This is a genomic window from Nitratireductor sp. WH36-1, from assembly GCF_058725515.1.
The window spans coordinates 707320-734026 of record NZ_CM178970.1 but is presented as its reverse complement, the minus strand read 5'-3'; the positions used below and the strand labels follow the sequence as shown (position 1 = coordinate 734026).

The window sequence follows — 26707 nt, the reverse complement described above, 5'->3', positions numbered from 1 at the left end:
CCGGCCCGCGCCAGAGATATTCTGACGCCGGGCGCACAAGTTTCACAACCAAGTGTGACGTCAGTCGAGCGTGAAGTCGAAACGGTAGGTGGAGGACAGGCCGATCGTGAACTGGTTGCGCGAGCCGCGCTCGCGAACGAGGCTGGAATCGGCTGCCGCGCCCTTCAGGGACGCGTATTCGGCAAAGACGCTGGAGGTGAAGGCGTCGGTCACCTTCCATGTCACCGCACCGCCCACACCGAGCGATTTGAGGCCGCCGCCATCGGGCTGGTACTCGCTCAGTCCGGAGGCCGCAGCCTCTCTGGCGTTAACGCCGTAATAGGTCTCGAAATAGTCCTTGCTGGCGAACGAGGCGCGCGGGCCACCCGAGATGCGGATATGCGGGGTCACATCGTAGAAGGCGTCTGCCGCCACATCGGCAACGAAACCGCTATGGGCGCGGAAACCGTGGCGCAGCTCGCCACGCACCCGCAACCAGTCGGTCGGGTAGACCTCGGCGAAACCGCCGGCTTCCACGCCCCATTTGACCGGGTCGAGGCCCTTCAGGTCATTGGCGTCGTCCGCGTCGCGCTTGAAGAGAAACTTGCCGGTGAGGCCCGCCTCAAAGCCATAGCCCCCGAACAGGGCGAAGGAGCCATTGTCGTTGCGCGAGGAGAAACGCCTGTCATTGCCCTGACGGCCAACGGAGACCAGCGGCACCAGGCTGAAAAGATGACTCCTGGAGCCCTCGAACTCCGGCCGGAAAGCGCCACTTGCGCCAACGGTCACCGACCAGTCGCCCGACCAGAAATTCTTGCCGGACCCGCCTTCCTGTGCGGAAGCGGGGGCGAGAGCGAGGGACGCCGCAACCAGAGGCGCGGACAGAAGGGCGGCTAAATGTGGACGCAACGCAGAACTCCGAGAACCGGGAAAGCCGAAATGCCTAAAATACCCTCTTTTGCGTAAAGACCGGCTTAACGCTCTGTGAACCCTTGTCGAAACCGGCGCGTGCAGCCGGTAGAGCGCACAGATTGGCCGGCCGATGCTTGCGCTTGCCATGCCGCGCCAATAGGTTCACTGCGCACGGGAACAGGGAAGAGATTGCATGCGCTTCGAAGGCACGGCGGATTATGTCGCCGACAAGGATCTGATGGTGGCGGTGAACGCGGCGATTGCGCTGGAGCGGCCGCTTCTGGTGAAGGGCGAGCCCGGCACCGGCAAGACCGAGCTTGCCAAGCAGGTGGCCGCCGCACTGGGGCTGGACCTGATCGAATGGCATGTGAAATCCACCACACGCGCCCAGCAGGGGCTTTACGAGTATGACGCCGTGTCGCGCCTGCGTGACAGCCAGCTCGGCGACGAGCGCTTCAACGACATCAAGAACTACATCAAGCGCGGCAAGCTGTGGGAGGCCTTTGCGGCGGACCGCAGGACCGTTCTTCTGATCGATGAGATCGACAAGGCCGACATCGAGTTCCCCAACGATCTGTTGCAGGAAATCGACAAGATGGAGTTCTATGTCTACGAGACCGGCGAGACGGTGCGGGCGATCCATCGGCCCATCGTGATCATCACCTCGAACAATGAGAAGGAACTGCCAGACGCCTTTCTGCGCCGCTGTTTCTTCCACTATATCCGCTTTCCCGACGCCGAGACGCTGGCCGACATTGTCGAGGTTCACTATCCGGGTATCAAGAAGAACCTGGTGTCTGCCGCGCTCAGCCAGTTTTACGAGATCCGCGACGTGCCGGGGCTGAAGAAAAAGCCCTCGACCTCCGAGGCGCTGGACTGGATCAGGCTCCTCGTTTCCGACGATGTGCAGCCGGAGGATCTGCGCGGGGATGCGAAAAGCGCCCTGCCCCGCCTGCACGGCGCGCTCCTGAAGAACGAACAGGACGTGCACCTCTTTGAAAAGCTCGCCTTCATGGCGCGGCGGCAATAGACGGGCGGCTTTACCAGGCGCAAAGCCTTCATTTTTCTGGCCCTTGCCGGCGAAACAGCTACGCCTGACAGTGCGGGGCCGGACTGTGCGGGAAAGAGGAGGACGAGACCCGAATGACCGAAATCACCATCCGCCCGCTTGCCAGAAGCGACGAGCCCGAATGGCGCAGGCTCTGGACCGCCTATCTGGAATTCTACAAGACCAGCGTTCCCGAAGAGGTCTATGCGACCACATGGGAACGGCTTTTCGACGATGGCGACTATGAGCCGAACGGGCTGATCGCCGAGGTGGACGGGAAACCGGTCGGGCTGGTGCACTACATGTTCCACCGCACGTGCTGGACCGTGGGCAACAATTGCTATCTGCAGGATCTCTATGCGGACCCCGCGATACGCGGCAAGGGCATCGGCCGGGCGCTGATCGAGGCGGTTTACGAGAAGGCGGATGCGGCGGGCGCCGCCAATGTCTACTGGATGACGCAGGACTTCAACGAGACCGCCCGCAAGCTCTATGACCGGATCGCGAAACTGACGCCGTTCATCAAGTACCAGCGAAAGTGAGCACATGTTCATCCCCTTCTTCCTTGAGCTGAAAGCCGCGCGCGTTCCGGTGTCGCTGCGCGAGTATCTTTCGCTGCTGGAGGGGATGGAGAAGGGGCTCGTCGCCTATGACGTGGAGGGATTTTACTATCTCGCGCGGGCGGCGCTGGTGAAGGACGAGCGGCACATCGACCGTTTCGATCAGGTTTTCTCGCAGGTCTTCAAGGGCGTGGAGGCGGTGTCGGGCGGCGATGGCGTCGACCCGCAGGCGATCCCCGGGGAATGGCTGAGGAGGCTGGCGGAAAAACACCTCAGCGACGAGGAGAAGAAGCTGGTCGAGGCCATGGGCGGTTTCGAGAAGCTGATGGAGACGCTGAAGGAGCGGCTGGCCGAACAGAAGGACCGCCACCAGGGCGGCAACAAGTGGATCGGCACTGCCGGCACCTCTCCCTTCGGGGCCTATGGCTACAACCCGGAAGGCGTGCGCATCGGCCAGCACGAATCGCGCCACCGGCGGGCGGTGAAGGTCTGGGACAAGCGCGACTTCAAGAATTTCGATGATGCGGTGGAGCTGGGCACGCGCAACATCAAGGTCGCGCTGAAACGGCTGCGCCGCTGGGTGCGCGAGGGCGCGGTGGAGGAATTCGACCTGCCCGGCACGGTGCAGGCGACGGCCGAGCACGGCTATCTGGACGTGAAAACGCGGCCCGAACGGCGCAATGCGGTGAAGCTTCTGATGTTCTTCGACGTGGGCGGCTCGATGGACGACCATATCCGCATTGTGGAGGAGCTATTTTCGGCAGCCCGCGCCGAGTTCAAGCACATGGAGTATTTCTACTTCCACAATTGCCTCTATGAAGGCGTGTGGAAGGACAATCGGCGACGCTATTCCGAGGTGACGCCGACCTTTGACGTGCTGCACAAATACGGGCCGGACTACAAGGTGATCTTCGTCGGCGACGCGTCGATGAGCCCTTACGAGATTGCCTATGCAGGCGGTTCGGTGGAGCACTGGAACGAGGAAGCCGGCCATGTGTGGCTGAACCGCGTGCTCCAGCAATGGCCGAACGCAGTGTGGCTCAACCCCGTGCCGGAAAAGCACTGGCGTTACACGCACTCGGTCCAGATGCTTCAGGAGATCTTTTCCGGGCGCATGTACCCGATGACGCTTGCCGGGCTTGAAGCCGCCACGCGGGAACTTTCACGCAAGCACTGAGGTGGCCGGCTTCGGTTAGGCGAGGCCCAGCGCATCGGCCCGAAAATCGGAATCGATTTTCGCAAAGCACGATGCGTAGATTCAATAGGTTAGAGCGTCCTTTGTGCGTCCGACTGGACGCACGGCGTTCTAAGCCAAGCCACGACGACCCACCATGCGGCGGCCGGCGGGGTGCTGGCCCGTGGCCTCGTCACCGCTGTGCAGAGCGCCTTTGCATTCGCAATCGAAGATCAGTTCCAGAAAATCGACCAGCCAGGTTTTCAGGTGCCGGTCCCAGATGAGACGGCCACCCAGATGATCGCGGCCCTGCTGTGCGCCGGGCATGACGAAACGCTGCGCGCCGCGCACCACCCAGCGCTGCATCATGGCGCGGGTCAGCTCGGCGTGGAACTGCACGCCCCAGGCGTTTTCGCCATAGCGGAAGGCCTGATTGGGATAGTGTTCGGCAGTGGCCAGAAGGGTTGCGTCCTTCGGCAGCGAAAAACCTTCGCGGTGAAACTGGTAGACCATCTCGGGCCAGTGCAGGAGCTTGCGCCCGGCCTCGGTGGCGCGCAGCGGATACCAGCCGATCTCGACCAGCCCGTCATCATGGCTTCTCACCTGCCCGCCCAGATGCCTGACAAGCAATTGCGCGCCGAGGCAGATGCCGAGAAAGGGCTTGTTCTCCCGCAGGGGAACGGACAGCCAATCCGTCTCGCGCCGCACGAACTCATCATGGTCGTTGGCGCTCATCGGGCCGCCGAACATGACGACGCCGGCGTGATTTTCGAGCGTTTCCGGTAAGGGATGACCAAGCGGCGGGCGGCGAATGTCGAGCGAAAAGCCGCTCGCCTGCAAAACCTGACCAACACGCCCGGCGCTGGACGTTTCCTGATGCAGGACAATGAGGATCTTACGGCTCGGGTCTGTCTCCATGGGGCTAGGACTTGCTGTACTTCTCTTGCATTTCCTGGCGCAGAACCACCCGGTCGCGATTGTCGACGCCGATCAGCTCCGCAACGCGCCAGACGAGATTGTCTTCCAGCTCGTGCATCTCGCCATCGGCGAAGACGATGCCCCACATGAGACCGATGAAGGACTTGCGCGCATCGGCATCGAGATGCCGCTTCAAAACGCTGGTGAAGGCGTAGAGGTCGATGGCCTCCTGCTCGGCCTTTTCACCGGCTTCAAGGAGGTTTTCCAGCTCCGCGCCCGTGACATTGTAGGTCTGGGACAGGGTCTCCTTGAGCTTCTCGACTTCGGAAGCCTCGCGGATGCCGTCTGCATCCAGCACGTGGAAGAGCAGCGCGGCAGCGGCGACGCGCGGGTCGTCCTCGGGCCTGAGGGTCGTCTGCCGGCTACCGCCGGGAAGGTCTTTCAGAAAGGACAGAATGCTGTCGAACATGAGCGTGATTGCGATCCGGTGCCTGGGGGAAGCGCGATCCGCCCCGAAAGGGCGAATCGCAGTGCATGATCATTAGAATAGGCGGAAGCGGCCCGACGTCGAGGCGTCCTTGTCATCCGGCTCCACACCGGGGTCATCCGGGATGGGCGGTTTGACGGGCTCTTCGGCCTCCCCCGGCGCAGCTTTCTGCCCGTTGACCGGCGCTGGCTTTGCAGGCGGTTCGGGGGGCTGCGGCGGGGTTTTTGCCGTTTCCGGGGAAGGTTCCGAGGGTTTTTCCGGTTCCTGAGGCTTTGCGGCGGGTTCCGGCTTTACCGTTTCGGCCTCGATCACCACGGTTTCGGCTTCTGCCGTTTCAGGCTCTTCCTTCGGCGCGGGAATGGAAGGAGCGGGCGAGAAATCCTCTTCGCTCTCCACGACCTGCGCCAGCCGCTCCATCGGCATGCGCCATTCGAACGCGTCGAGCTTGCCGGTGACGGGCGAGATGGGCGCCCAGCGTTCGGCCACATAGCCATCGGCCACCCAGGCGGGATCGCGCGGCGCGCGCAGGGCCTTGGCGAGCCACTGGCGCACACGCCCCTGATCACCGGTCTCTGCCTCTTCGATGTCGGCCATCAGCAGATAGACGCTCTCGCGCGGGCCGAGACGGGCTGCGGCCTCGCAGGATTCGCGCGCAAGCTGGAACTCACCGGCATCAAGCGCGGCGCGGCCAACGATCAGCGCCGATTCGACATTGTTGCGCTTCAGCGACTGGAGTTTTTTGGCGCGGGCAAGACGGTCATGCGTGGAATCGCCGGGGCGCGCATGGATATAGACATCCGCGATTTCGGGATGCGGCTCCTTCTTCCAGACGGTCTCCAGAACCTTGGAGCCCTTGCGCAGCTCGTTCTGGCGGAACAGGGCCCTTGCCGCAGTGACAGCCGCCGGTACGAAATCGGGCCGAAGCTTGTGCGCTTCGAGGGCGGCTGTGCGGGCGGTCTGCGGATCGGCGTCGAGCACATCCATCGCCTTGGCGGTGAGGAGCACGGCGCGGCGGCTGGCGACGCTCTCGCGCTCGTCCTTGCCCGTCGCCTTGCGGCTGTCGAGCAGCTTCAGCGCGCCATCCCATTCGCCCTCGCCGGTCTTGCCCTCAAGCGCAGCATTGACGGCCCATTCGAGCTGCGGCGCGGCCTCGACGGCGCGCTCGGCATAGTGGCGCGCGGCATCGCGCTCGCCCAGCCGCTCGGCCTCAAGATAAAGCCCGCGCAGGCCCAGAAGGCGCATTTCGGGATCGTCCAGCATGGCGGTGAACTTGTCGCGCGCCGCCTGACGGTCGCCATCAAGGAGGGCTGCCTGCGCATCGAGCAGGTGGATAAGCGGTTCCTGATCGGCGGAAATGAGCTTGGCGGCCTGCTGGCTCATGCGACGGGCCAGACCGCCATCGCCGGCGCCTGCGGCAATCATGCCGGTGGAAAGCGCCTGATAGCCGCGGTCGCGGCGGCGCACCCGGAAATAGCGGGCGACGGTGTAAGGGCTCGTCCAGATGCTGCGGATCAGCCACCACAGGATCATCACCGCAGCGACGATGGCCACGATGCCGACCGCCGCCACCATGAGCGAAACCTCATAGCGGTAGCCGGAGAAGGTTATTGCCAGGTCGCCCGGACGCTCGGCCAGCCAGGCAAAGCCCAGCCCCAGAACGAAGACAACGACGAGGTAGAAGAGAATACGGAACATCTGCGCTTATGCTCCCTTCAGCGCATCGGCGAGCGCCTTGTTCAAGATCTGGTCGGCGGCCTGACGCGCCTGAAGCTTGTTGGCGAAATCCGCCGCAGCCTGCTTGCCGGCCTCCGGCAGCGTCTCGTATTCGGCGAGCGCCTTCGCATAATCATTGGCGACGACCGCCGCCTCCATGCGTGCGGCGATGGCGTCCGGGCCTTCGCCTTCAACGCTGCCCACCGGGCGCACCACTACGAGCGAGCGGGCGCTGGCCATCAGATTGTCGATGATGCCGCCTCCGCCATCTCCGGCCTCGCGGGTGACGGCGGCGACGATGCTGCTCGCCACCGCAGGCGCTTCTGCGGCAAGCGTGGCGCGGCTCGGCACGCCGGATGCGGCGTTCGCCTCAAGCGGCGCAAGCGCCTCGGCCTCGCCCGCCGGCGCAATGGCGGTGTAGGTTTCAAGCTCGCTGGCATAGGGCGTACCGCGCTCGACCGCCGATTTGAGCGTGGTCGCAGCGATGACGAGCGCCATGCGTGGCGCAGCGTCCGCCTCCTGCACCTGCGCCTTCAGCGCATCAAGCTCGCTCTTGAGCGTGGATAGGGTCGTCGCATTGCCGGACGCCGACTGGTTTGCGGCGCGCGCCGCCTCGGTCGCGCCCTGAACGGCGGTTTCCATGGTGGAAAGCTGCGCGGTCACGCCCTCCAGCGCCGCACCGGCATCGCCGGACGCCGACAGGCTGGCCGTCTGCTCTTCAAGCGCTGCAAGGCGCTGCGAAAGCGCTTCTAGCCCCGGCCCCTCGCCTGCCGCACCGGACGACATCGATTCGCGCAGGGTGGTGATCTCATCGCCCAGCTCGGCAAGGCGCTGCTCGGTCGCACCGGCGCGCGCACTGGCCTCGCTCAAAGCGGCAGTGACGGCTTCGCTTTCGCCTCCGGCGGCGGGCTGTTCGTTCAGCTTGCTCTCAAGTGCTGCAACCTGCTGGCGAAGCACCTCGACCGCCGGGTCGGGCGCATTGCTCTTCGTGTCGAGCGCGGGCAGAACGCCAGCCCATTGAAGGCCACCGGCAATGGCGAGCGCAACGACGCCACCGACAACACCGCCGGCAAGGGCGCGACCCGCGCCGCCGCCGCTCTTGGCCGGGGCGGGAGTGGCGGGGGTGGAGGCTTCAGGCTTTGCGGACTTCGCTGCCTGATCGTCTTGCCGTGCACCGGCATTGCCGGTTTTCGCGTCTCGACCGAAACCGGCATCCTTCGACGCGGGCTTGTCTTTGGGCGAAGTGGAGGCCTTGTCGTCCTTCGCAGCAGCAGAAGAAGCCGGCTTTGCGGCAGCTTCGGCCTTCGCGGCCTCCGGCTTTGCGCTGTCCCTGGCGGCGTCAGAAGGCTTCTGCGCTTCCGGCTTGGCTTCCTCCTTGCTGGTATCGCCGGGCGCGTCGGGCGTTTCCACCTTCTCCCGCTTTACCTGATCGGGATCCAGATCGATGGTCACCGGCTCCTTCTGGGTTTTGGAATGACGCGTTCTCGGCGTTTTGACCATCAGGCAACTCCGCTGCAAAAGGCTGTTCCCGCACTATGTGCAGTGCATATAAGTTCCTATCACACCCGCATGTGGTGAAAACAGGGGCGAGCGCAATTGACGTTACGTCTTTAGCAGAAGCAGCAAACGGTCTTCCGCCGGAAAATCCGCAATTCGGGCGGTTTTTGCGACATCAGGCCCCAAAGCTTCGGCAATGCGCTCGGAGAGACAATAATATGTCGCAGCCGCTAATTTTTTCCCAACGCCCGACCGCACCATGAGACGCGCAAGCTGCACGGCCCCATTGGCCGAATAAAGCAGCACATCATCGACCGGACGGTCGCCGATGAGCGACTGGACGGCGGCGTCGGAAGGCTCAAGCGGCAGCGTGTCGTAGATCTCGATCAGGCGCGGCCTGTGGCCGGCTTCCATCAGCCGCGTTTCGAGTACGTCACGGCGCACTTGGCCGCAAAGCACCGTCACATGACAGGGGGCGGCAAAGGCGGCGTCGATGCGTCGGGAAAGCCGTTCGGCGTCACCCGCCTCATCATCCACCACATGGAGCCCGGCAGCACGTGCGGCATCGCCCGTGCGGCGGCCAACGGCGTAGACGGGCTTGCCCTTCAGCGCGTCGAAAACGGATTGCGGCGCATGGCGGATGGCATTGGGGCTGGTGACAGCCACCACATCCACCGCCTCGGCGTGTATGGCGGCAGGAAGCGGCACGGTTTCGGTGAGCGGCAGGACGAGCGGCTCGAAACCCATTTCGGCAAGCCGTCTGGCTGTTTCCGATGCGCCCGATTCAGGGCGCGTGACCAGCACCCGCCGCATGCTAGAGCCAGCTGTCGAAGAACCGCGTGCCCGCCTTTTCGCGCACGGCGGCGCCAGCTTCCGCGCCGAGACGAACGGCATCCGCTGCCCGGCCTTCGGTCTCGATGTCATGCACCTCACGCCCGTCGGGCGTCAGCACCAGACCGGAAAAGCGCAGCATGTCACCCTCGATGCGGGCAAGGCCGGCAATGGGGGTGCGGCAGGAACCGTCCAGCGCGCCGAGAAAAGCGCGTTCGCAAAGAAGCGCATCGCCCGTTTGGGGATGATGGATCGCGGCAATCATCGGCCCGATGCGCGCATCGCCGATGCGGCTTTCAATGCAGATTGCACCCTGCCCGAGTGCGGGCGGGAAACGCTCGGGGTCCATGATTTCGGTGGCGATGTGCGGCACGCCCAGCCGGTTGAGCCCGGCAAGTGCGAGAAGCGTGCCCTCGGCAACGCCTTCATCCAGCTTGCGCAGGCGCGTCTGCACATTGCCGCGGAACATGCCGACTTCGAGATCGGGGCGCAGCCGCAGGACCAGCGCCTGACGGCGCAGCGAGGAGGTTCCAAGCTTCGCGCCCTGCGGCAGATCCTCAAGCCTGGCGATGGAGCGGCCGATGAAAACATCGCGCACATCTTCGCGCTCGAGAAAGGCGGAAATTTCGAGCCCGTCGGGCAGAACGGTGGGCATGTCCTTGGAGGAATGCACGGCAAGGTCGATCCTGCCATCGAGCATGGCTTCCTCAATTTCCTTGGTGAAAAGCCCCTTGCCGCCGGCCTGCGAGAGCGGGCGGTCCTGAATCTGGTCGCCCGAAGTGGAAATGACGACGATCTCAAACGCGTCTTCGGGCAGGCCATGCGCCGCCATGAGGCGCGCGCGCACCTCTGCCGCCTGAGCCACTGCCAGAGCGCTTCCGCGCGTGCCGATCTTCACCACATCAGTTTGCATGCCGTCATGTCCGTGCTAACCCGCATCCGAACCGGATGCACCACACCCCTAACGGGGATTGGCGGCGACGGCAACATGAGCAGGTAAGGCTGAATGACGCGCATCCTTGGCATCGAGACGAGTTGCGACGAGACGGCAGCCGCCGTGATCGATGATCGTGGCGGCAAGACCGAGATACTTTCCAATGTGGTTTTTAGCCAGATTGCCGACCATGCAGCCTTTGGCGGCGTGGTGCCGGAGATCGCCGCGCGCGCCCATGTGGAAGCGCTGGACGGGGTGATCAAGGCGGCGCTTGATGAAGCAGGCGTGTCGCTCACCGAGATCGACGCCATCGCGGCAACGGCGGGGCCGGGTCTGATCGGCGGGCTGATCGTGGGCCTGACCACCGCCAAGGCGATTGCGGCGGCGAGCGGCAAGCGCCTTGTTCCCGTCAATCACCTGGAAGGCCATGCGCTGACGGCACGGCTGACGGACGGGATCGAATTTCCCTATCTGCTTCTGCTCGTTTCAGGCGGGCACACGCAGATCGTTCATGTGGAGGGCGTGGGGCGCTATCAGCGCTGGGCATCCACCATCGACGATGCGCTGGGCGAGGCGTTCGACAAGACGGCGAAGCTGCTTGGCCTGCCCTATCCCGGCGGCCCCAGCGTGGAAAAGGCGGCAGCAGGCGGCAACCCGAAGCGCTTTGCCTTTCCGCGTCCACTGAAGGGCGAGGCGCGGCCCGACTTTTCGTTCTCCGGCCTCAAGACGGCCGTGCGGCGCGAGGCCTCTGCGCTGGCGCCGCTCGGCGAAGACGACATTGCCGATATCTGCGCTTCCTTCCAGCAGGCGGTGACGGAAACGCTGAGCGACCGGGTGAAGCGAAGTCTGGAACGCTTCCGTGAAACCCATCCCGACATCGAAACGCCGGCGCTTGTGGTGGCGGGCGGCGTGGCGGCCAATCAGGCAATCCGCACCGCGCTTGACACGCTGTGTGACAAAACCGGCTTCCGCCTCATCGCACCGCCGATCCGGCTGTGCGGCGACAATGCAGCGATGATCGCCTGGGCGGGTCTGGAGCGGCTCAAAGCAGAGCTTGGCGAGGACGATGCGCTCGGCTTCGCGCCACGCCCGCGCTGGCCGCTGGATCAGGCAGCGACAGCACTTTTCGGCACCGGAAAACGGGGAGCCAAGGCATGAGCGAGACATCGTCCCAGACGTCATCCAAGTCATCGGCCCAGAAATGGACCATCGCCGTTCTGGGCGCGGGCGCATGGGGAACGGCGCTCGGCGCGACCATGCTGACCGGCGGCCATCACGCCCGGCTCTGGGCCCGTGACGAAGCGCTGGCGCGCTCGATCAATGACGATCACGTCAACAGAAGGTATCTGCCGGGGATCACGCTCGATGCCCGGCTTAAGGCGACAAGCGACATGCAGAGCGCGCTTGAGGGCGCTGACTGCGTGCTGGCGGTGACGCCGGCGCAGACGCTGCGCACGGTTCTCGCCGACGCCGCCCCGCATGTGGCAAAGGGTGTCCCTATTGTGCTCTGCGCCAAGGGCATTGAGCGCGAGACGGGCAGGCTGATGTCCGAAATCGCCGCCGAGGCGCTGCCGGAGAACCCGATGGCCGCCCTCTCCGGCCCGAGCTTTGCCAGCGATCTGGCAAGCGGCCTGCCGACCGCCGTGACGGTTGCAGCACAGAATGCCGATCTGGCGGTGACGCTCGCCGAACGGCTCTCCGCGCCGCGTCTTCGCTGCTATTCGACCGACGACCTGACCGGCGTGGAGATTGGCGGCGCGTTGAAGAACGTTCTGGCCATCGCCGCCGGCGCGACCCATGGCGCTGGCCTTGGCGCGAGCGCATCGGCGGCGCTGATCACTCGTGGATTCGTGGAGCTGCGGCGGATCGGCGAGGCTTTTGGGGCGCGGCCCGACACGCTGATGGGGCTTTCGGGCCTCGGCGACCTGATCCTGACCTGCGGCTCGGAACAATCGCGCAATTTTGCCTTTGGGGCAGCGCTCGGACGCGGGGAAAGCCTTGAGGGCCGACCGCTGGCGGAAGGCGCGCATACGGCGGGGATTGCCGCGCGCATCGTGCGCGAACGCGGCCTCGAGGCACCCATTATCGAAAGCGTGACAGAGCTTCTCAAAGGCAGGCTGACCGTGCAGGCCGCCATGGAAGCCCTGCTTTCACGCCCGCTCAAAAGCGAAACATGACACGGAGGGAAACACCATGATCTTCGCCATTATCTGCAGGGACAAGCCCGGCCATCTGGACACGAGACTGGGCACACGCCCCGACCATGTGGCGTATCTGAACGGGCTCAATGAAAACGGCGCGCTGAAGTTTGCCGGCCCCTTCCTCGACGCCGAGGGCAAGCCCTGCGGCAGCCTTGTGGCCGTGGAAGCCGAAGACGAAGCGGCGGCGGAGCTGATCGCCGCAGCCGATCCTTACGCCCTTGCGGGCCTGTTCGAATCCGTTGAAATACGGGCCTGGAACTGGGTCTTCAACAATCCGGAGAACGCATGATGGCCTATTGGCTGTTCAAGTCCGAGCCTTCCACCTGGTCGTGGGAGATGCAGAAGAAAAAAGGCGACGCGGGCGAGCAGTGGGACGGCGTGCGCAACTATCAGGCACGCAACAACATGCGCGAGATGAAGCTCGGCGACCGCGGCTTCTTCTACCACTCGGTCAAGGAAACCTCCGTGGTGGGCATCGTGGAAGTGTGTGCACTGGCGCATCCCGACACGACGACCGATGACCCGCGCTGGGAATGCGTGGACATTCGCGCGGTGGAAGAGATGCCCCGCCCGGTGACACTGGCGGAGATCAAGGCCAATCCGATGCTTTCGGAAATGGTTCTGGTCAACAATTCCAGGCTTTCCGTGCAGCCGGTGCGGCCGGACGAATGGGCCGAGATCTGCCGCATGGGTGGCCTCAAGAAAATCCCCTGAGAACGCGCATGAGGCGAATCACTGCGGACAATGCGGCGGCGTTCATCCGCGCCAACACGGCGCTGACACGGCCGCCGCATGTGCCCGAGATCGCCCTTCATCTGGCCGACGAGGCGCACGACCTCTGGCAACGCACCGAAGAGGAGCTTGCCGAAATCGGTCTGCCGCCGCCCTTCTGGGCCTTTGCCTGGGCGGGCGGACAGGGGCTTGCGCGGTATGTGCTCGACCATCCTGAAACCGTGCGCGACCGCACCGTGCTGGACTTCGCCACCGGCTCGGGACTGGTCGCCATCGCCGCTGCAATGGCGGGCGCGAAACGCGTGATGGCGGCGGATATCGATCCGTTCAGTGCACCGGCCTGCGCGCTGAACATGGCGGAAAACCACGTATTGTTCGAAACCACGCAGGACGATCTCGTCGGACTGACGGACGGATGGGACGTGGTGCTGGCGGGCGACGTTTTCTACGACAGGGCCATGACCGAGACGCTGACGCCATGGTTCGAACGGCTTTCACGGGCCGGCTCCACCGTGATTGTCGGTGATCCCGGCCGCAGCTACCTGCCGCGCGAGCGCCTTTCCGAACTCGCCGTCTACACCGTGCCGGTGACGCGCGCGCTGGAAGATGCCGAAGTGAAACGCACCACAGTCTGGCAATTCACTTGACCACTCCGGGGGGCATGGGTTCAATCCCGGCTCAAGACATCGGAGGAGGAGGACACGATGGATTTTGCGGGGCTCAATTTTCTTGCCATTTTTGTGGCGGCGGTGGCCGCCTGCCTGTTCGGAGCGCTCTATTATCGCGCGCTGGGAACGGCATGGATGAAGGCCGCACGCATCAAGCCCGAAGAGGCAAAGATGACGCCCCCACTCGTCATTGCCGCGTTTGTGGCGGAGCTGATCATGGCGTGGGTGCTGGCCGGGGTGATCGGCCATCTGGGCCTGGGCCAGGTAACATTCTGGAACGGCATTATCTCGGGCGCATTCCTGTGGCTCGGCTTCATGGCGACGACCGTGGTCGTCAACCAGCGCTATCAGGGCTTCGGATGGACGCTGAGCGTGATCGACGCCGGCCACTGGCTGGGCGTTGCGCTGATCATGGGCGGCATTATCGGGTTATCGGGTGCCTAGGGCCAGGGCTCCAAACATCATTAATTGATGTCAGAACATCAAAAGTGATGTACTAGACATCAATAGTAGAAGATATTATATGCATTCTAAGACGGAGCGCCAATGATTACCGCCGCACAAATGCGCGCCGCCCGCGCCCTTCTGGGCATCGACCAGAAACAGCTGGCCGAGTTAGCGGGCGTTTCCCTGCCCACCATTCAAAGAATGGAGGCCAGCGAAGGCAATGTGCGCGGCGTGGTCGACACGCTGTCCAAGGTGGTCGAGGCGCTGGGCGCCGCCGGCATCGAGCTGATCGGTGACCATGCGCCCAGCCTCGGCACCGGACGCGGCGTGCGCTTCAGGGAGCCGACCCCGGCAAAGGTGAAATCCGTCTGAGACGAAATGCAACGGCGACCGCCTGCAAGACGCCGACGGCCTTCCGCTGCCGATGGTATGAGGCTTTCCCATGCAGGCGAGCGCCAAGCGCCCCGGTTTCACTGCTCTTTTCACGCCCAAACTGCTGACCGTGCTGCGCGAGGGCTATGGCCCTGCCGCGCTCAAGGCCGACATTGTTGCCGGCCTGACGGTTGCGATCATCGCGCTGCCGCTGTCGATGGCCATCGCCATCGCTTCGGGCGTGCCGCCGGAGCGCGGACTCTATACGGCCATTGTCGGCGGCTTTCTGGTCTCAGCGCTTGGCGGCAGCCGGTTTCAGATCGGCGGACCGGCGGGCGCGTTCATCGTGCTCGTTTTCGCAACGGTGCAGGCGCACGGCATAGACGGGCTGATCCTCGCCACCTTCCTCTCCGGTTTCATCCTGCTTGCCATCGGCTTTCTGCGGCTGGGAACCTTCATCAAATATGTGCCCTACCCGGTCACGGTGGGCTTCACCTCCGGCATCGCCGTCATCATCCTGACGAGCCAGCTCAAGGATTTCTTCGGCCTGACGCTGTCGGGCGCGGAGCCCGGGCCCTTCATCCCCAAATTGCAGGCGCTGGCGGAAGCCGCGCCGACGGTGAACGCCGCAGCACTTTTGCTGGCGCTTGGCTCGGTGGCCGTGATCGTCGGGCTGCGCCGCTGGCGGCCGCACTGGCCGGGCTTTCTGATCGCCGTGGTGGCGGCCACGCTGGTCGCCTGGGCGCTGGGTCTGCCGGTGGAAACCATCGGCTCACGGTTCGGCGGCATTCCGCAAATGCTGCCCGCCCCGCATCTGCCGGACCTGAGCACCGAAAAGATCATGGCGGTTCTGCCCGCCGCTTTCTCGTTTGCGCTTCTGGGCGGTATTGAAAGCCTGCTTTCGGCGGTGGTGGCCGATTCCATGACCGGCCGCCGGCACCGCTCCAACAGCGAACTGGTGGCGCAGGGCGCGGCCAATATCGGTTCGGCGCTGTTTGGCGGCTTCTGTGTGACGGGCACCATTGCGCGCACGGCCGCCAATGTGCGGGCCGGCGCACGCGGGCCTGTTTCGGGCATGCTGCATTCGCTGTTTCTTCTGGCGTTCATGCTGGTGGCCGCGCCGCTGGCGCGCTTCATCCCGCTTTCAGCCCTTGCCGCCATTCTGACCGTGGTGGCGTGGAACATGGCGGAGAAGCACCAGTTTGCAGCACTGCTGCGCTCATCGTGGGGCGACGCGGTGGTGCTTCTGGTGACGTTCCTGCTGGTGGTGTTCCGTGACCTGACGGAGGGCATTCTGGTGGGCTTCGGCCTCGGCGCGCTGCTCTTTCTGCACCGCATGTCGGAAGCGGTGCGCGTGGAGCACGGCGTTTCATCGCTGAGCGACCAGCCAGACAGCGGCGAAGGCCCCTATTCGGCGGCGAACGCGACGGATGACGATGTGGTCGTCTACCGCATTGCCGGCGCGTTCTTCTTCGGCGCGGCGGCTGCGGTGGGGGCGGCGCTCGACCGGATTGGCGGCCAGCCGAAAGCCTATGTCATCGATATCGGTTCGGTGAGCTTTCTCGATTCCACGGCGGCCGCGACCATTGAAGGTTTCGTGCGCAAGGCGCGCCAGCAGGGAACCAATGTCTATCTCGCGGGGGCGAGCCAGCCGGTGCGCAAACTGCTGCGCACCCACGGGATGCGGCCACCCGCACTCCGGTTCTACAGCCGGCTGGACGACGCCATCAGCGCCGCAAGGCGGGATGCCGCCGGCTAGAGCGCCGTGCTTTCCCCGATTTTCGGGCCGATGCGGCTAGAGCGCCGTGCGTCCATTCGGACGCACAAAGGACGCTCTAACCTGTTGAATCTGCGCATCGTGCTTACTTGGTGGGCTCTTCCAGCGAGTGCTTCATGATGAGCGGCATCTGGCTCATCGTGAAGAGAATGGTGATCGGCATGATGCCCCACACCTTGAAGGCGACCCAGGTGTCGGTGGAGAACATCCGCCACACCACTTCGTTGACCACCGCCAGGAAAATGAAGAACAGGCCCCAGCGCAGGGTGAGTTTGCGCCAGCCTTCCGCATCCAGCTTGAAAGCGGAATCGAACACATAGCCGAGCAGCGACTTGCCGAAGGCGAGACCGCCCAGAAGCACCACGCCGAACAGCGTGTTGACGATGGTCGGCTTCATCTTGATGAAGATTTCGCTGTGCAGGTAGAGCGTCAGCGCGCCGAACACGAACACCACAACGCCTGAAACGAGCGGCATGATGGGAAGGGTGCGCGTGAGGACCCACGAAACGGCGAGCGCAATGGCCGTGGCGGCCATGAAGAGCGCGGTTGCAACGAACAACGGGCCACCGAGCTCCGCCAGCGCGGGAAAGCGCCCGACCAGCCACTCGCCGCGCGAATTGGCGAAGAAGAACACCATGAGCGGCCCCAGTTCCAGCGCCAGCTTGAGGATCGGGTTGATCTCCTTGCGCTTGGGATCGGCGGGGTCGCGTTCAAAGATGTGTTTCTCGCTCACGCTTATGCAACTCCTGCAATCGCCTTGGCGAAATCACTCGCCGAGAAGGGTTCGAGATCGTCGACCTGCTCGCCGACGCCGATGAAATAGACCGGCAGCTTGTGCTTGGCGGCGATGGAAACAAGGATACCGCCGCGCGCCGTGCCGTCGAGCTTGGTCATGACCAGACCGTTCACGCCCGCAACATTGCGGAAGATTTCGACCTGATTAAGGGCGTTCTGCCCGGTGGTCGCGTCGACCGTCTGGAGGACGGTGTGCGGCGCATCGGGATCATGCTTGCCGAGCACGCGCACGATCTTCTCAAGCTCCGCCATCAGCTCCGCCTTGTTCTGAAGACGGCCGGCGGTGTCGATGATCAGCACGTCGGAGCCGGCTTCCTTCGCCTTTTCATAGGCATCGAAGGCAAGCCCCGCCGCATCCGCGCCGAGTTTTGAGGAAACGACCGGCGAGCCGGTGCGTTCGCCCCAGATCTTGAGCTGCTCGATGGCGGCGGCGCGGAACGTGTCGCCAGCGCCCAGCGTGACCTTGAGCCCGCCCTCGGTGAGCTTTGCGGCCAGCTTGCCGATGGTGGTCGTCTTGCCGGTGCCGTTGACGCCAACCACGAGAATGACATGCGGTTTGTGCGAGAGGTCGAGTTCGAGCGGCATGGCGACCGGCGCCAGGACCTTCTCGATTTCCTCGGCCATGACGGCCTGCACTTCCTCGCCCGACACATCCTTGCCGTAGCGGCCCGACGCCAGCGCATCGGTCACGCGCATGGCGGTCTCAAGGCCGAGATCGGCGCGCAGCAGAACGTCTTCGAGATCCTGAAGCGTGTCTTCGTCCAGCTTGCGCTTGGTGAAGACGCCGGCAATGGAATCGCGCAGCTCGCGCGACGAGCGCGACAGCCCCTCGCGCAGACGCTGAAACCATGGCTTGCGCGGCTGCGACGTTTCCTGTTCGGGAGCCTTCTCTTCCACGCGCTCGACGGCTTTGGAGACGGCGACCTTGCCGGCGGCGGCGGCTTGCGCGGCATCAGGTGACGGCGTGATGTCGTCAACGTCGCGCTGCCCCTCATCCTCACCTTCTCCCCGCTTGCGGGGAGAAGGAGTCGCGGGCGTCGCGTCCGGTTCTTCGGCGTTCGGTTCCGGGGCTTCGTCGGCAACGGTCTCTTCCGCAACCTCAATGACGGGCTCCGCTTCCTTCTCCCCTCCTGAGCCCGTCGAAGGGACGGGGAGAAGGTGGTCCGAAGGACCGGATGAGGGGCGGGCGTCGTCGGTCGAGGGTGTCGGCGCGGTTTCAGCGGCAGGCGTGATGTCGTCAGCGTCGCGCGGCCCCTCATCCTCACCTTCTCCCCGTCCCTTCGACGGGCTCAGGAGGGGAGAAGGGGTCGCAGGCGCTGCGTCCGGTTCTTCGACGTCTGGCTCTGGCTCTGGCTCTGGCTCTGGCTCTGGCTCTGGCTCTGGCTCTGGCTCTGGCTCTGGCTCTGGCTCTGGCTCTGGCTCTGGCTCTGGCTCTGGCTCTGGCTCTGGCTCTGGCTCTGGCTCTGGAACGACTTCAGGAGCAGCCGGCGCTTCCGTCAAGGGTTCGGACGGTTCGGAAGCCGGTGCGGCGTCAGCCGGTTGCGCAGCAGCGGCGGCGTCCGGCGTTTCGGTCTCGGTGACCTCTTCGGGTGGTGTCTCCCCGGCCTCTTTCTTGCCGAACGAGAAGACCTTCTTGATAAATCCGAATGCCATGCCTGCTACGCCGCTTCCTGTGTGACAGCGACCGCAGTGAGCCGCTCCCCGTCGTGGCCGGTGATCCGCGCCTCGACAATCTGCCCCGGCTGACCACCTTCAAGCGCGGCCAGCGTGAAACCCTCTGTGCGGCCAAGCCCTGGCCGCTCGATCAAAATGCGCTGACGGGTGCCGTCAAGCGATGCGAGATGCCGCGCATAGGCGGCGTCGCCCACGGCGCGCAGACGCGCGGCGCGCTCCTTCACCAGCGCGCGGTCGAGCTGCGGCATGCGCGCTGCCGGCGTGCCCTCGCGCGGGCTGAAGGGGAACACGTGGAGATGCGTGAGCCCGCATTCCTCGACGATCTTCAGCGAATTCTCAAACATGGCATCGGTCTCGGTCGGGAAACCGGCGATGATGTCCGCGCCGAACACGGAGTCGGGCCGGAGCGTGCGCACACGCTCGCAAAACGCGATCGCGTCGGCGCGCAGGTGGCGGCGCTTCATGCGCTTCAGGATCATGTCGTCGCCATGCTGAAGCGAAAGGTGGAGATGCGGCATCAGCCGCTCCTCTTCCGCCAGGGCGCGCAGCAACTCGTCATCCGCCTCGATGGAATCGATGGAGGAAAGACGCAGACGCTCAAGCTCCGGCACTTCACGCAGAAGCGTGGAGACAAGCCGCCCGAGGCGCGGGCTGCCCGGCAGATCGGCCCCGAAACTGGTCAGGTCCACGCCGGTGAGCACCACTTCGCCATAGCCATTGCCGACAAGCTGGCGCACCTGATCGACCACCGCACCCATGGGCACCGAGCGGGAATTGCCCCGGCCATAGGGAATGATGCAGAAGGTGCAGCGGTGATCGCAGCCATTCTGCACCTGAACGAAGGCGCGGGCGCGGCCCTCGATGGATTCGACCATGTGCGAGGCGGTCTCGCGCACTTCCATGATGTCGTTGACGCGAACCTTCTCGAACTGGTTCACGCCGAAATCCGGCAGGGCGCGGTAATTGTGGGCCTTGAGTTTTTCCTCGTTGCCGAGAACGAGATCGACCTCATCCATGGCGTCGAAAGTGCCCGGCTCCGTCTGTGCGGCGCAGCCGGTGACGATGATGCGGGCATCGGGGTTTTCACGCCGCGCCTTGCGGATCGCCTGGCGGGCCTGACGCACCGCCTCGCCGGTTACGGCGCAGGTGTTGATGACGACCGCGCCGCCCGCCAGCTCCTCAAGCCCGGCGTCTTTCGCCTCGCGCTTGATGACCTCGGACTCGTAGGCGTTCAGCCGGCACCCGAATGTCAGAACATCCACCGCCATTCAGGCTGCTCCCTCGGTCTCGCGCTCCCAGGCCCCGGTGGCGGGGTCGAAACGGCCGGAGAATTCCCATTCGGCGGGGCCGGTCATGATGACGTGATCGTCTTCGCGCCACAGAATATCGAGCGGCCCGCCCGGCACGGTGACGGTGACATGGCGACCGGTGCGTCCGGTGCGCGCGGCGGACACGGCGGCAGCGCAGGCGGCCGAGCCGCAGGCGCGCGTGAGCCCTGCGCCCCGCTCCCAGGTGCGCAGCGTCAGCGCGTCGTCGGCGGTGACCTGAGCGATGGAGATGTTGGCGCGCTCCGGGAAGATCGGGTGATTTTCAAGAAGCGGGCCGAAGCGCGGCAGGTCGTAATCATTGACGTCGCCCTCGACCCAGAAGATCGCATGGGGGTTACCCATGGAGGCGACGGAGGGCGAATGCAGCACCGGCGCATCGATGGGGCCGACCTGCAGCTCGATCATGCGCGTGTCGCGAAACTCTTCGGCGAGCGGAATGTCCTGCCAGCCGAAGCGCGGCTTGCCCATGTCGACCGAGATCAGGCCGTCCTCATGTTCCTCGGCGTTGAGGATGCCGGCAACGGTCTGGAAGGTGAAGGCCTTCTGTCCCGTTTCGGCGGCGAGCGCCTGCACGACACAGCGTGTGCCATTGCCGCAGGCCTGCGCCTGGCTGCCGTCGGAATTGAGAATTTCGATGTAATTGTGCGTGCCGGCGACGCGCGGATCATGGATGGCCATGATCTGGTCGAACCGGGTCGCGGGATCGGCGTTGAGGGCGCGGGCGGCCTCGGGCGAAACCCGGTCCGCGCGCCCGCGCATGTCGGCAACGATGATTGCGTTGCCGAGGCCGTTCATCTTCGCGAATGCTGCCTCAAGCGCCATAGTGGCTCCAAAACCCTGTGTCTCAGGCGCCTATATGGCTGATGACAGGCAAAATTACCAGACGAACGGCCCATCATTCGACCCATCAATCGCACGCGGCGTCAGGCTATGACGACAATGCCCAACACGGCGAGAAGGAAGAGGATCAGCACCACGGCGATCAAGAGTTTTGCGCCGGTCATGGCCGCGCCCGCCAGGCTGTTCATGCCCAGCAGACCCGCGACGGCGGCAACGATCAAGAGAATGAGAATCCATTTCAGCATTTTCGGCCCTCCTTTTGCAGCGCCGGGCGGCCGCTTTTCTTCATGCGACACCCGGCCTTCTGGCATGGTGACCGGCATGCAAAACGCTCCAGCGCCTGTTGAGCTGCATCAACGCGGGAAGGCCGGGCTGGTTCCCAGGGGGTTGAAAGAGGCCCGCGGATACTGTTGCCAATAAGAAACAGTTACAAACAGACATGCTCGAAACCGGTTCTTAACCATGGGTGGGCTGTTATAATCGCCAAACTTTGCCACGATCGGGCATTTAGATGGAACCGGTGTGGATGCTCGTGCATTGGTCGCGCAAACGGAGAAACGGAATGCCGCATAACAAAACCGCAATTCTGGCAGTATCGCTGATGGCGCTGGCGCTTGCCGGCTGTCAGAGCGACCGCTTCTCATCCATGAACAGCCCCGCGCCGCAGCCGCTGCCGTCCGCGCCGTCCGGCGTCGTGACGTCGAACCAGCTGCCGCCGCCCTCCGCCACGCAGACGGATCCGTCGCAGTTCCCCGAAGCGCCGCAGCAGACGCAGATGGCCGCGATCGACCCGAACACGGCCGCGGAAGTTTCCACCGGCAGCGTTGCCGGCGTGTGGAGCGTGAATGTGGCCGGCCAGTCCTGCCGCGTGGCCACGCCGCAGACCAAGTTCGGCGCCGGCTACCGCGCCGGCCCGCTGCGCTGCCCCGCACCGATGGACGGTGTGAAATCGTGGAATGTCGAGGGCAAGCAGCTCGCTTTCTACGACGCCAATGGCAGCGTGCTGGCAACGCTCTATTCGTCGGGCGCAGGCCGTTTCGACGGTCAGACCAGCAACGGTCAGCCGATTTCGCTGTCGCGCTAAAGCAAGACCGCCAACACATTTCGGCCGAAAGGCCAAGCTTGAAAGTCTGACATGACATTGCGTGACGGTCTCGTGACCCATCCCTCCGTCACAAAGCGCTACGACCATCTGGTCGAGACCGGTGCGATTGCGCGCGACCCCGCGCAGGAAAAGATCGCGGCCGCGCTCGACCAGCTGATCAGCGAAATCAGCGACAAAAGACTGGCGCGCAAATCGAGCGCGCTTGGCTGGCTGTTCGCCAAACGCCGCAAGGTGCAGGAGCCCGTGCGCGGGCTCTATGTCTATGGCGGCGTCGGGCGCGGCAAGACCATGCTCATGGACCTTTTCCATGAACTCGTGCCCGTGGAACACAAGCGACGCGCGCATTTCAACGATTTCATGGCCGACGTGCATGACCGCATCGGCCGGCACCGCGAGGCGCTGAAGGCCGGCGAGACGCAGGAAACGGATCCCATCCCGCCCGTTGCAGCCGCCCTTGCGAAAGAGGCATGGGTGCTGTGCTTCGACGAATTCACGGTGACCGACATTGCCGACGCGATGATCCTGTCGCGGCTTTTCTCGGCGCTGTTCGAACGCGGCGTGGTGCTGGTCGCGACTTCCAATGTCGCACCTGACAACCTCTATCGCGACGGGCTCAACCGTGGCCTTTTCCTGCCCTTCATCGGCATTCTCAAGGATCACACCCGCGTCCTGGAACTCGACATCGATACCGATTACCGGATGCAGAAGCTGAACCGCATTCCCGTCTACATGACGCCCGACGACGCGGCGGCCCGGGAGCAGATGGATGAAGCCTGGAACACGGTGGTGGACGGGCAGCCCGTCGAGCCGGCGACGCTGACGGTGAAGGGACGCTCGGTGGCGGTGCCGCAGGCTTCCGGATCGGCGGCGCGCTTTGCCTTTGCCGATCTCTGCGAAAAGCCGCTGGGCGCGCGCGACTATCTGGCCATTGCCGGGGCGTTCGACACGGTCTTCATCGACAATGTGCCGACCATGGACATGAAGCGCCGCAACGAGGCGAAGCGCTTCATCCTGCTGATCGACACGCTCTATGACGCCGAAGCGCGGCTCTTTGTCTCTGCCGAAGCCGCGCCGGAGGCGCTATATACGGCAAGCAACGGCACGGAAGCCTTCGAGTTCGACCGCACGGCCTCGCGCCTGATCGAAATGCAGAGCCGGGACTGGCTTGCGCGGACCACCGCAAAAAGCCGGGACCGGACTGAGACGGGCGACGATCAGGCCGGAAAGAAAGACTGACGACCGGTCAGCGCGAAAAAGCAGCCAGAAGATCGGAGAGTCTGCAGATATGCACATTAATCGGGCAAAATTTTTACGTTTACGTAATTCCCAAACTGTCTAAACGATTGAAATTTCTGGCCGTGTAAGAACCGGTTGAATTTTCCTGCCAGTATGCTTATTCCAGAGAGGCTTACAGAGCGGGCCACGCCACGAATTTGCCGCGCCTTTGAACAAAGGTCCGTGGCGGGACGTAGGCCCGAATGCATCGGTGTGACACGGCACAGGCAAAACGCGACGCGCGCATTTTCTCTTTAGACAAATCTCACCACCTATCCTTTCGACACAAGGGGGAATTCTATCCACATGGCACGCGACAAGATCGCTCTAATCGGCTCCGGCATGATCGGTGGAACGCTCGCACATCTGGCGGGCTTGAAAGAACTGGGCGACGTTGTCCTGTTCGACATTGCCGAGGGCATTCCCCAGGGCAAGGGACTGGACATCGCCGAGTCGGCTCCGGTCGAAGGCTTTGACGCAAAGATGGTTGGCGCCAACGACTATTCCGCCATTGAAGGCGCGGATGTCTGCATCGTCACCGCCGGCGTCGCCCGCAAGCCGGGCATGAGCCGCGATGACCTTCTGGGCATCAACCTCAAGGTCATGGAGCAGGTTGGCGCGGGCATCAAGAAATACGCCCCCAACGCTTTCGTGATCTGCATCACCAACCCGCTCGACGCCATGGTCTGGGCGCTGCAGAAGTTCTCCGGCCTGCCGAAGAGCCACGTGGTCGGCATGGCCGGCGTGCTGGACTCGGCCCGTTTCCGCCACTTCCTGTCGGAAGAGTTCAAGGTCTCCGTCGAAGACGTGACGGCCTTCGTGCTGGGCGGCCACGGCGATTCGATGGTTCCGCTGACGCGCTACTCCACCGTTGCCGGCATCCCGATCCCGGATCTGGTGAAGATGGGCTGGACCTCCAACGAAAAGATCGACCAGATCGTACAGCGCACCCGTGACGGCGGCGCAGAGATCGTCGGCCTGCTGAAGACCGGCTCCGCCTATTACGCTCCGGCTTCCTCGGCAATTCTCATGGCCGAGAGCTACCTGAAGGACAAGAAGCGCGTCCTGCCCTGCGCAGCGCATCTTGCTGGCCAGTATGGCGTCAAGGACATGTATGTCGGTGTTCCGACGGTGATCGGCGCCGGCGGCGTCGAGCGCGTCATCGAGATCGACCTGAACAAGAACGAGCAGAAGATGTTCGACCAGTCCGTCGAGGCCGTCGCCGGTCTTTGCGAGGCCTGCGCCAACATCGCGCCCAACCTGAAAAAGTAGGAGTAGGCCGCGCCATGAACATTCACGAGTATCAAGCCAAGCAGCTTCTGAAGAGCTATGGCGCACCGGTGGCCGATGGCGTGCCGGTGTTCGAGAAGGGCGAAGCCGAGGCTGCTGCAAAGCAGCTTCCCGGTCCGCTCTATGTGGTGAAGAGCCAGATCCACGCCGGTGGACGCGGCAAGGGCAAGTTCACCGAACTTGGCGCTGACGCAAAGGGCGGCGTGCGCCTTGCGAAGAGCGTCGAGGAAGTTGTCGCTCACACCAACGAGATGCTGGGCAACACGCTCGTCACCAAGCAGACCGGCCCGGCCGGCAAGCAGGTGAACCGCCTCTACATCGAGGACGGTGCGGACATCGACCGCGAGCTCTACCTCTCGATCCTCATCGACCGCACGGTCGGCCGTCCGGCTTTCGTCGTTTCGACGGAAGGCGGCATGGACATCGAGGCCGTAGCGGAAGAGACGCCGGAGAAGATCCTCACGCTCCCCATCGACCCGGAGACGGGCGTGACGGCTGATGACGTGAAGAAGCTCAACGAGGCGCTGAAGCTCGAGGGCGATGCGGCGAAGGACGGCGAGACGCTGTTCCCGATCCTCTACAAGGCGTTCACCGAGAAGGACATGAGCCTTCTGGAAGTGAACCCGCTGATCGTCATGGACAATGGCCGTCTGCGCGTTCTCGATGCCAAGGTCTCCTTCGACGGCAACGCGCTGTTCCGTCACGAGGACGTGGTTGCCCTGCGCGACACGACCGAGGAAGACGCGAAGGAAATCGAGGCTTCCAAATACGACCTCGCCTATGTGGCGCTGGACGGCAATATCGGCTGCATGGTCAACGGTGCCGGTCTTGCGATGGCCACGATGGACATCATCAAGCTCTACGGAGCCGAGCCTGCCAACTTCCTCGACGTTGGTGGCGGCGCCACCAAGGAGAAGGTGACGGCAGCGTTCAAGATCATCACCGCCGATCCGGCAGTGGAAGGCATTCTGGTCAACATCTTCGGCGGTATCATGCGCTGCGACGTCATCGCTGAAGGCGTTGTCGCTGCCGTCAAGGAAGTGGGCCTGAAGGTTCCGCTGGTGGTTCGCCTCGAAGGCACCAATGTCGATCTTGGCAAGAAGATCATCAACGAAAGCGGTCTCAACGTGATCGCCGCCGATGATCTCGACGACGCCGCCAAGAAGATCGTTGCAGCCGTTAAGGGAAGCTGAGCCAAGATGTCCATTCTCGTCAACAAAGACACCAAGGTCCTGGTGCAGGGCCTGACCGGCAAGACCGGCACCTTCCACACCGAACAGGCGCTCGCCTATCACGGCACGCAGATGGTCGGCGGCATTCACCCCAAGAAGGGCGGCTCCACCTGGACCGGCCAGGGCGGTGAAGAGCTCCCGATCTTCGCATCCGTTGCCGAAGGCAAGGACAAGACCGGCGCAAACGCGTCCGTGATCTACGTTCCGCCGGCAGGCGCAGGCGCGGCCATCATCGAGGCCATCGAGGCGGAAATCCCGCTCATCGTCTGCATCACGGAAGGCATTCCGGTGATGGACATGGTCCATGTGAAGGCGAAGCTCGAGAAGTCCAACTCGCGCCTGATCGGCCCGAACTGCCCCGGCGTCCTGACGCCGAACGAGTGCAAGATCGGCATCATGCCGGGCAACATCTTCCAGAAGGGTTCCGTTGGCGTCGTGTCGCGCTCGGGCACGCTCACCTATGAGGCCGTGTTCCAGACGACCAATGCCGGCCTCGGCCAGACGACGGCCGTTGGCATCGGCGGCGACCCGGTGAAGGGCACCGAGTTCATCGACGTGCTGGAGATGTTCCTTGCCGACGACGCGACCGAATCCATCATCATGATCGGTGAGATCGGCGGTTCGGCAGAAGAAGAAGCAGCCCAGTTCCTGCGCGACGAGGCCAAGAAGGGCCGCAAGAAGCCGATGGCCGGCTTCATCGCGGGCCGTACGGCTCCTCCCGGACGCACCATGGGCCACGCAGGCGCCGTGATTTCCGGCGGCAAGGGTGGCGCAGAAGACAAGATTGCAGCGATGGAAGCTGCTGGCATCAAGGTATCGCCCTCCCCGGCGCGCCTTGGCCAGACGCTCGTCGAAGCGATCAAGGGTTGAGGACGATCAATCCCGGCTTGCCACACAAGTGGCAGCCGGGAACAATGT

Annotated in this window: 28 protein-coding genes; 16 read left to right on the top strand and 12 right to left on the bottom strand. The window is 64.0% G+C overall.

Translation table 11 applies throughout. The features are described 5' to 3' along the window. Positions 1-60: 60 nt before the first annotated feature. Positions 61-888, bottom strand: a complete 828-nt coding sequence (locus AC4PTT_RS03520) for a MipA/OmpV family protein (protein WP_492162110.1) — start codon at positions 886-888, stop codon at positions 61-63. A gap of 196 nt (positions 889-1084) precedes the next feature. On the opposite strand from AC4PTT_RS03520, the gene AC4PTT_RS03515 reads away from it, so the two are divergent. The 3 genes from AC4PTT_RS03515 to AC4PTT_RS03505 all read left to right on the top strand — a co-directional run bounded on the left by AC4PTT_RS03515 (position 1085) and on the right by AC4PTT_RS03505 (position 3676). Further along, complete coding sequence (locus tag AC4PTT_RS03515; protein ID WP_206546126.1) at positions 1085-1921, top strand: AAA family ATPase; 837 nt, start codon at positions 1085-1087, stop codon at positions 1919-1921. A 113-nt stretch (positions 1922-2034) separates the two neighbouring features. Beyond that, positions 2035-2481: a GNAT family N-acetyltransferase gene (locus AC4PTT_RS03510; RefSeq protein WP_283799959.1), complete on the top strand. Its 447-nt coding sequence runs from the start codon at positions 2035-2037 to the stop codon at positions 2479-2481. Between the two features lie 4 nt (positions 2482-2485). After that, on the top strand, positions 2486-3676 hold the full coding sequence (locus AC4PTT_RS03505) for a vWA domain-containing protein (RefSeq protein WP_206548393.1): 1191 nt from the start codon (positions 2486-2488) through the stop codon (positions 3674-3676). Positions 3677-3805: 129 nt separating this feature from the next. Here AC4PTT_RS03505 and AC4PTT_RS03500 read toward each other — a convergent pair whose 3' ends face one another. From AC4PTT_RS03500 to hemC, 6 genes are all read right to left on the bottom strand, one after another. Next, entirely contained in the window at positions 3806-4591 is a 786-nt protein-coding gene (locus tag AC4PTT_RS03500; RefSeq protein ID WP_113153262.1) for a glutamine amidotransferase, read from the bottom strand. A 4-nt stretch (positions 4592-4595) separates the two neighbouring features. After that, entirely contained in the window at positions 4596-5060 is a 465-nt protein-coding gene (locus AC4PTT_RS03495) for a tellurite resistance TerB family protein (RefSeq protein WP_113153263.1), read from the bottom strand. A gap of 72 nt (positions 5061-5132) precedes the next feature. Then, positions 5133-6773 carry a heme biosynthesis protein HemY gene (locus tag AC4PTT_RS03490; RefSeq protein WP_113153264.1) on the bottom strand — a complete coding sequence of 547 codons (1641 nt, stop codon included), beginning with the start codon at positions 6771-6773 and terminating at the stop codon, positions 5133-5135. Positions 6774-6779: 6 nt separating this feature from the next. Then, positions 6780-8291, bottom strand: coding sequence for a COG4223 family protein (locus AC4PTT_RS03485; RefSeq protein WP_492162109.1), 1512 nt, complete (start codon positions 8289-8291; stop codon positions 6780-6782). Positions 8292-8393: 102 nt separating this feature from the next. After that, on the bottom strand, positions 8394-9101 hold the full coding sequence (locus tag AC4PTT_RS03480; protein ID WP_492162108.1) for a uroporphyrinogen-III synthase: 708 nt from the start codon (positions 9099-9101) through the stop codon (positions 8394-8396). A gap of 1 nt (position 9102) precedes the next feature. Beyond that, positions 9103-10032 (bottom strand): hydroxymethylbilane synthase, encoded by a 930-nt coding sequence (gene hemC, locus AC4PTT_RS03475; protein ID WP_113153266.1) that lies wholly within the window; start codon positions 10030-10032, stop codon positions 9103-9105. A gap of 93 nt (positions 10033-10125) precedes the next feature. Between hemC and tsaD the strand changes: the two genes are divergently transcribed. From tsaD to AC4PTT_RS03435, 8 genes are all read left to right on the top strand, one after another. After that, complete coding sequence (gene tsaD, locus AC4PTT_RS03470; protein WP_492162107.1) at positions 10126-11211, top strand: tRNA (adenosine(37)-N6)-threonylcarbamoyltransferase complex transferase subunit TsaD; 1086 nt, start codon at positions 10126-10128, stop codon at positions 11209-11211. Continuing rightward, a complete protein-coding gene (locus AC4PTT_RS03465; RefSeq protein WP_492162106.1) occupies positions 11208-12230 on the top strand; it encodes an NAD(P)H-dependent glycerol-3-phosphate dehydrogenase in 1023 nt (340 codons plus the stop codon). Before tsaD ends, AC4PTT_RS03465 begins: the two co-directional genes overlap by 4 nt. 16 nt (positions 12231-12246) lie before the next feature. Then, positions 12247-12543, top strand: coding sequence for a YciI-like protein (locus AC4PTT_RS03460; protein WP_492162105.1), 297 nt, complete (start codon positions 12247-12249; stop codon positions 12541-12543). Then, on the top strand, positions 12543-12968 hold the full coding sequence (locus AC4PTT_RS03455; protein WP_475083561.1) for an EVE domain-containing protein: 426 nt from the start codon (positions 12543-12545) through the stop codon (positions 12966-12968). Before AC4PTT_RS03460 ends, AC4PTT_RS03455 begins: the two co-directional genes overlap by 1 nt. Positions 12969-12976: 8 nt before the next feature. Beyond that, positions 12977-13633, top strand: coding sequence for a class I SAM-dependent methyltransferase (locus AC4PTT_RS03450; RefSeq protein WP_206548400.1), 657 nt, complete (start codon positions 12977-12979; stop codon positions 13631-13633). A gap of 57 nt (positions 13634-13690) precedes the next feature. Further along, positions 13691-14098, top strand: coding sequence for a DUF1761 domain-containing protein (locus AC4PTT_RS03445; RefSeq protein ID WP_206546117.1), 408 nt, complete (start codon positions 13691-13693; stop codon positions 14096-14098). Between the two features lie 102 nt (positions 14099-14200). Continuing rightward, on the top strand, positions 14201-14473 hold the full coding sequence (locus AC4PTT_RS03440) for a helix-turn-helix domain-containing protein (RefSeq protein ID WP_113153272.1): 273 nt from the start codon (positions 14201-14203) through the stop codon (positions 14471-14473). 70 nt (positions 14474-14543) lie between these two features. After that, positions 14544-16232, top strand: a complete 1689-nt coding sequence (locus tag AC4PTT_RS03435; protein WP_492162104.1) for a SulP family inorganic anion transporter — start codon at positions 14544-14546, stop codon at positions 16230-16232. Between the two features lie 103 nt (positions 16233-16335). Here the strand turns inward: AC4PTT_RS03435 and AC4PTT_RS03430 are convergent, their stop codons facing one another. The 5 genes from AC4PTT_RS03430 to AC4PTT_RS03410 form a co-directional block, all read right to left on the bottom strand. After that, entirely contained in the window at positions 16336-16983 is a 648-nt protein-coding gene (locus AC4PTT_RS03430) for a septation protein A (protein ID WP_162742206.1), read from the bottom strand. A gap of 2 nt (positions 16984-16985) precedes the next feature. Further along, the gene (gene ftsY, locus AC4PTT_RS03425; RefSeq protein WP_492162103.1) at positions 16986-18698 is read right to left on the bottom strand and encodes a signal recognition particle-docking protein FtsY; all 1713 of its coding nucleotides are present in this window, start codon (positions 18696-18698) and stop codon (positions 16986-16988) included. Positions 18699-18703: 5 nt separating this feature from the next. After that, on the bottom strand, positions 18704-19987 hold the full coding sequence (mtaB, locus tag AC4PTT_RS03420; protein WP_492162102.1) for a tRNA (N(6)-L-threonylcarbamoyladenosine(37)-C(2))-methylthiotransferase MtaB: 1284 nt from the start codon (positions 19985-19987) through the stop codon (positions 18704-18706). Beyond that, a complete protein-coding gene (dapF, locus tag AC4PTT_RS03415) occupies positions 19988-20869 on the bottom strand; it encodes a diaminopimelate epimerase (RefSeq protein ID WP_475083230.1) in 882 nt (293 codons plus the stop codon). 101 nt (positions 20870-20970) lie between these two features. Then, positions 20971-21132: a DUF1328 family protein gene (locus AC4PTT_RS03410; RefSeq protein WP_009450858.1), complete on the bottom strand. Its 162-nt coding sequence runs from the start codon at positions 21130-21132 to the stop codon at positions 20971-20973. Between the two features lie 317 nt (positions 21133-21449). Here AC4PTT_RS03410 and AC4PTT_RS03405 point away from each other — a divergent pair, with 317 nt between their 5' ends. From AC4PTT_RS03405 to sucD, 5 genes are all read left to right on the top strand, one after another. Then, positions 21450-21971 carry a protease inhibitor Inh/omp19 family protein gene (locus AC4PTT_RS03405; RefSeq protein WP_113153277.1) on the top strand — a complete coding sequence of 174 codons (522 nt, stop codon included), beginning with the start codon at positions 21450-21452 and terminating at the stop codon, positions 21969-21971. A 51-nt stretch (positions 21972-22022) separates the two neighbouring features. Then, positions 22023-23228 (top strand): cell division protein ZapE, encoded by a 1206-nt coding sequence (zapE, locus tag AC4PTT_RS03400; RefSeq protein WP_492162101.1) that lies wholly within the window; start codon positions 22023-22025, stop codon positions 23226-23228. Between the two features lie 345 nt (positions 23229-23573). Then, complete coding sequence (mdh, locus tag AC4PTT_RS03395; protein ID WP_113153279.1) at positions 23574-24539, top strand: malate dehydrogenase; 966 nt, start codon at positions 23574-23576, stop codon at positions 24537-24539. Between the two features lie 14 nt (positions 24540-24553). Next, complete coding sequence (gene sucC / locus AC4PTT_RS03390) at positions 24554-25750, top strand: ADP-forming succinate--CoA ligase subunit beta (protein ID WP_206994929.1); 1197 nt, start codon at positions 24554-24556, stop codon at positions 25748-25750. 6 nt (positions 25751-25756) lie between these two features. Further along, a complete protein-coding gene (gene sucD / locus AC4PTT_RS03385; protein WP_113153281.1) occupies positions 25757-26659 on the top strand; it encodes a succinate--CoA ligase subunit alpha in 903 nt (300 codons plus the stop codon). The last annotated feature ends 48 nt before the right edge of the window (positions 26660-26707 follow it).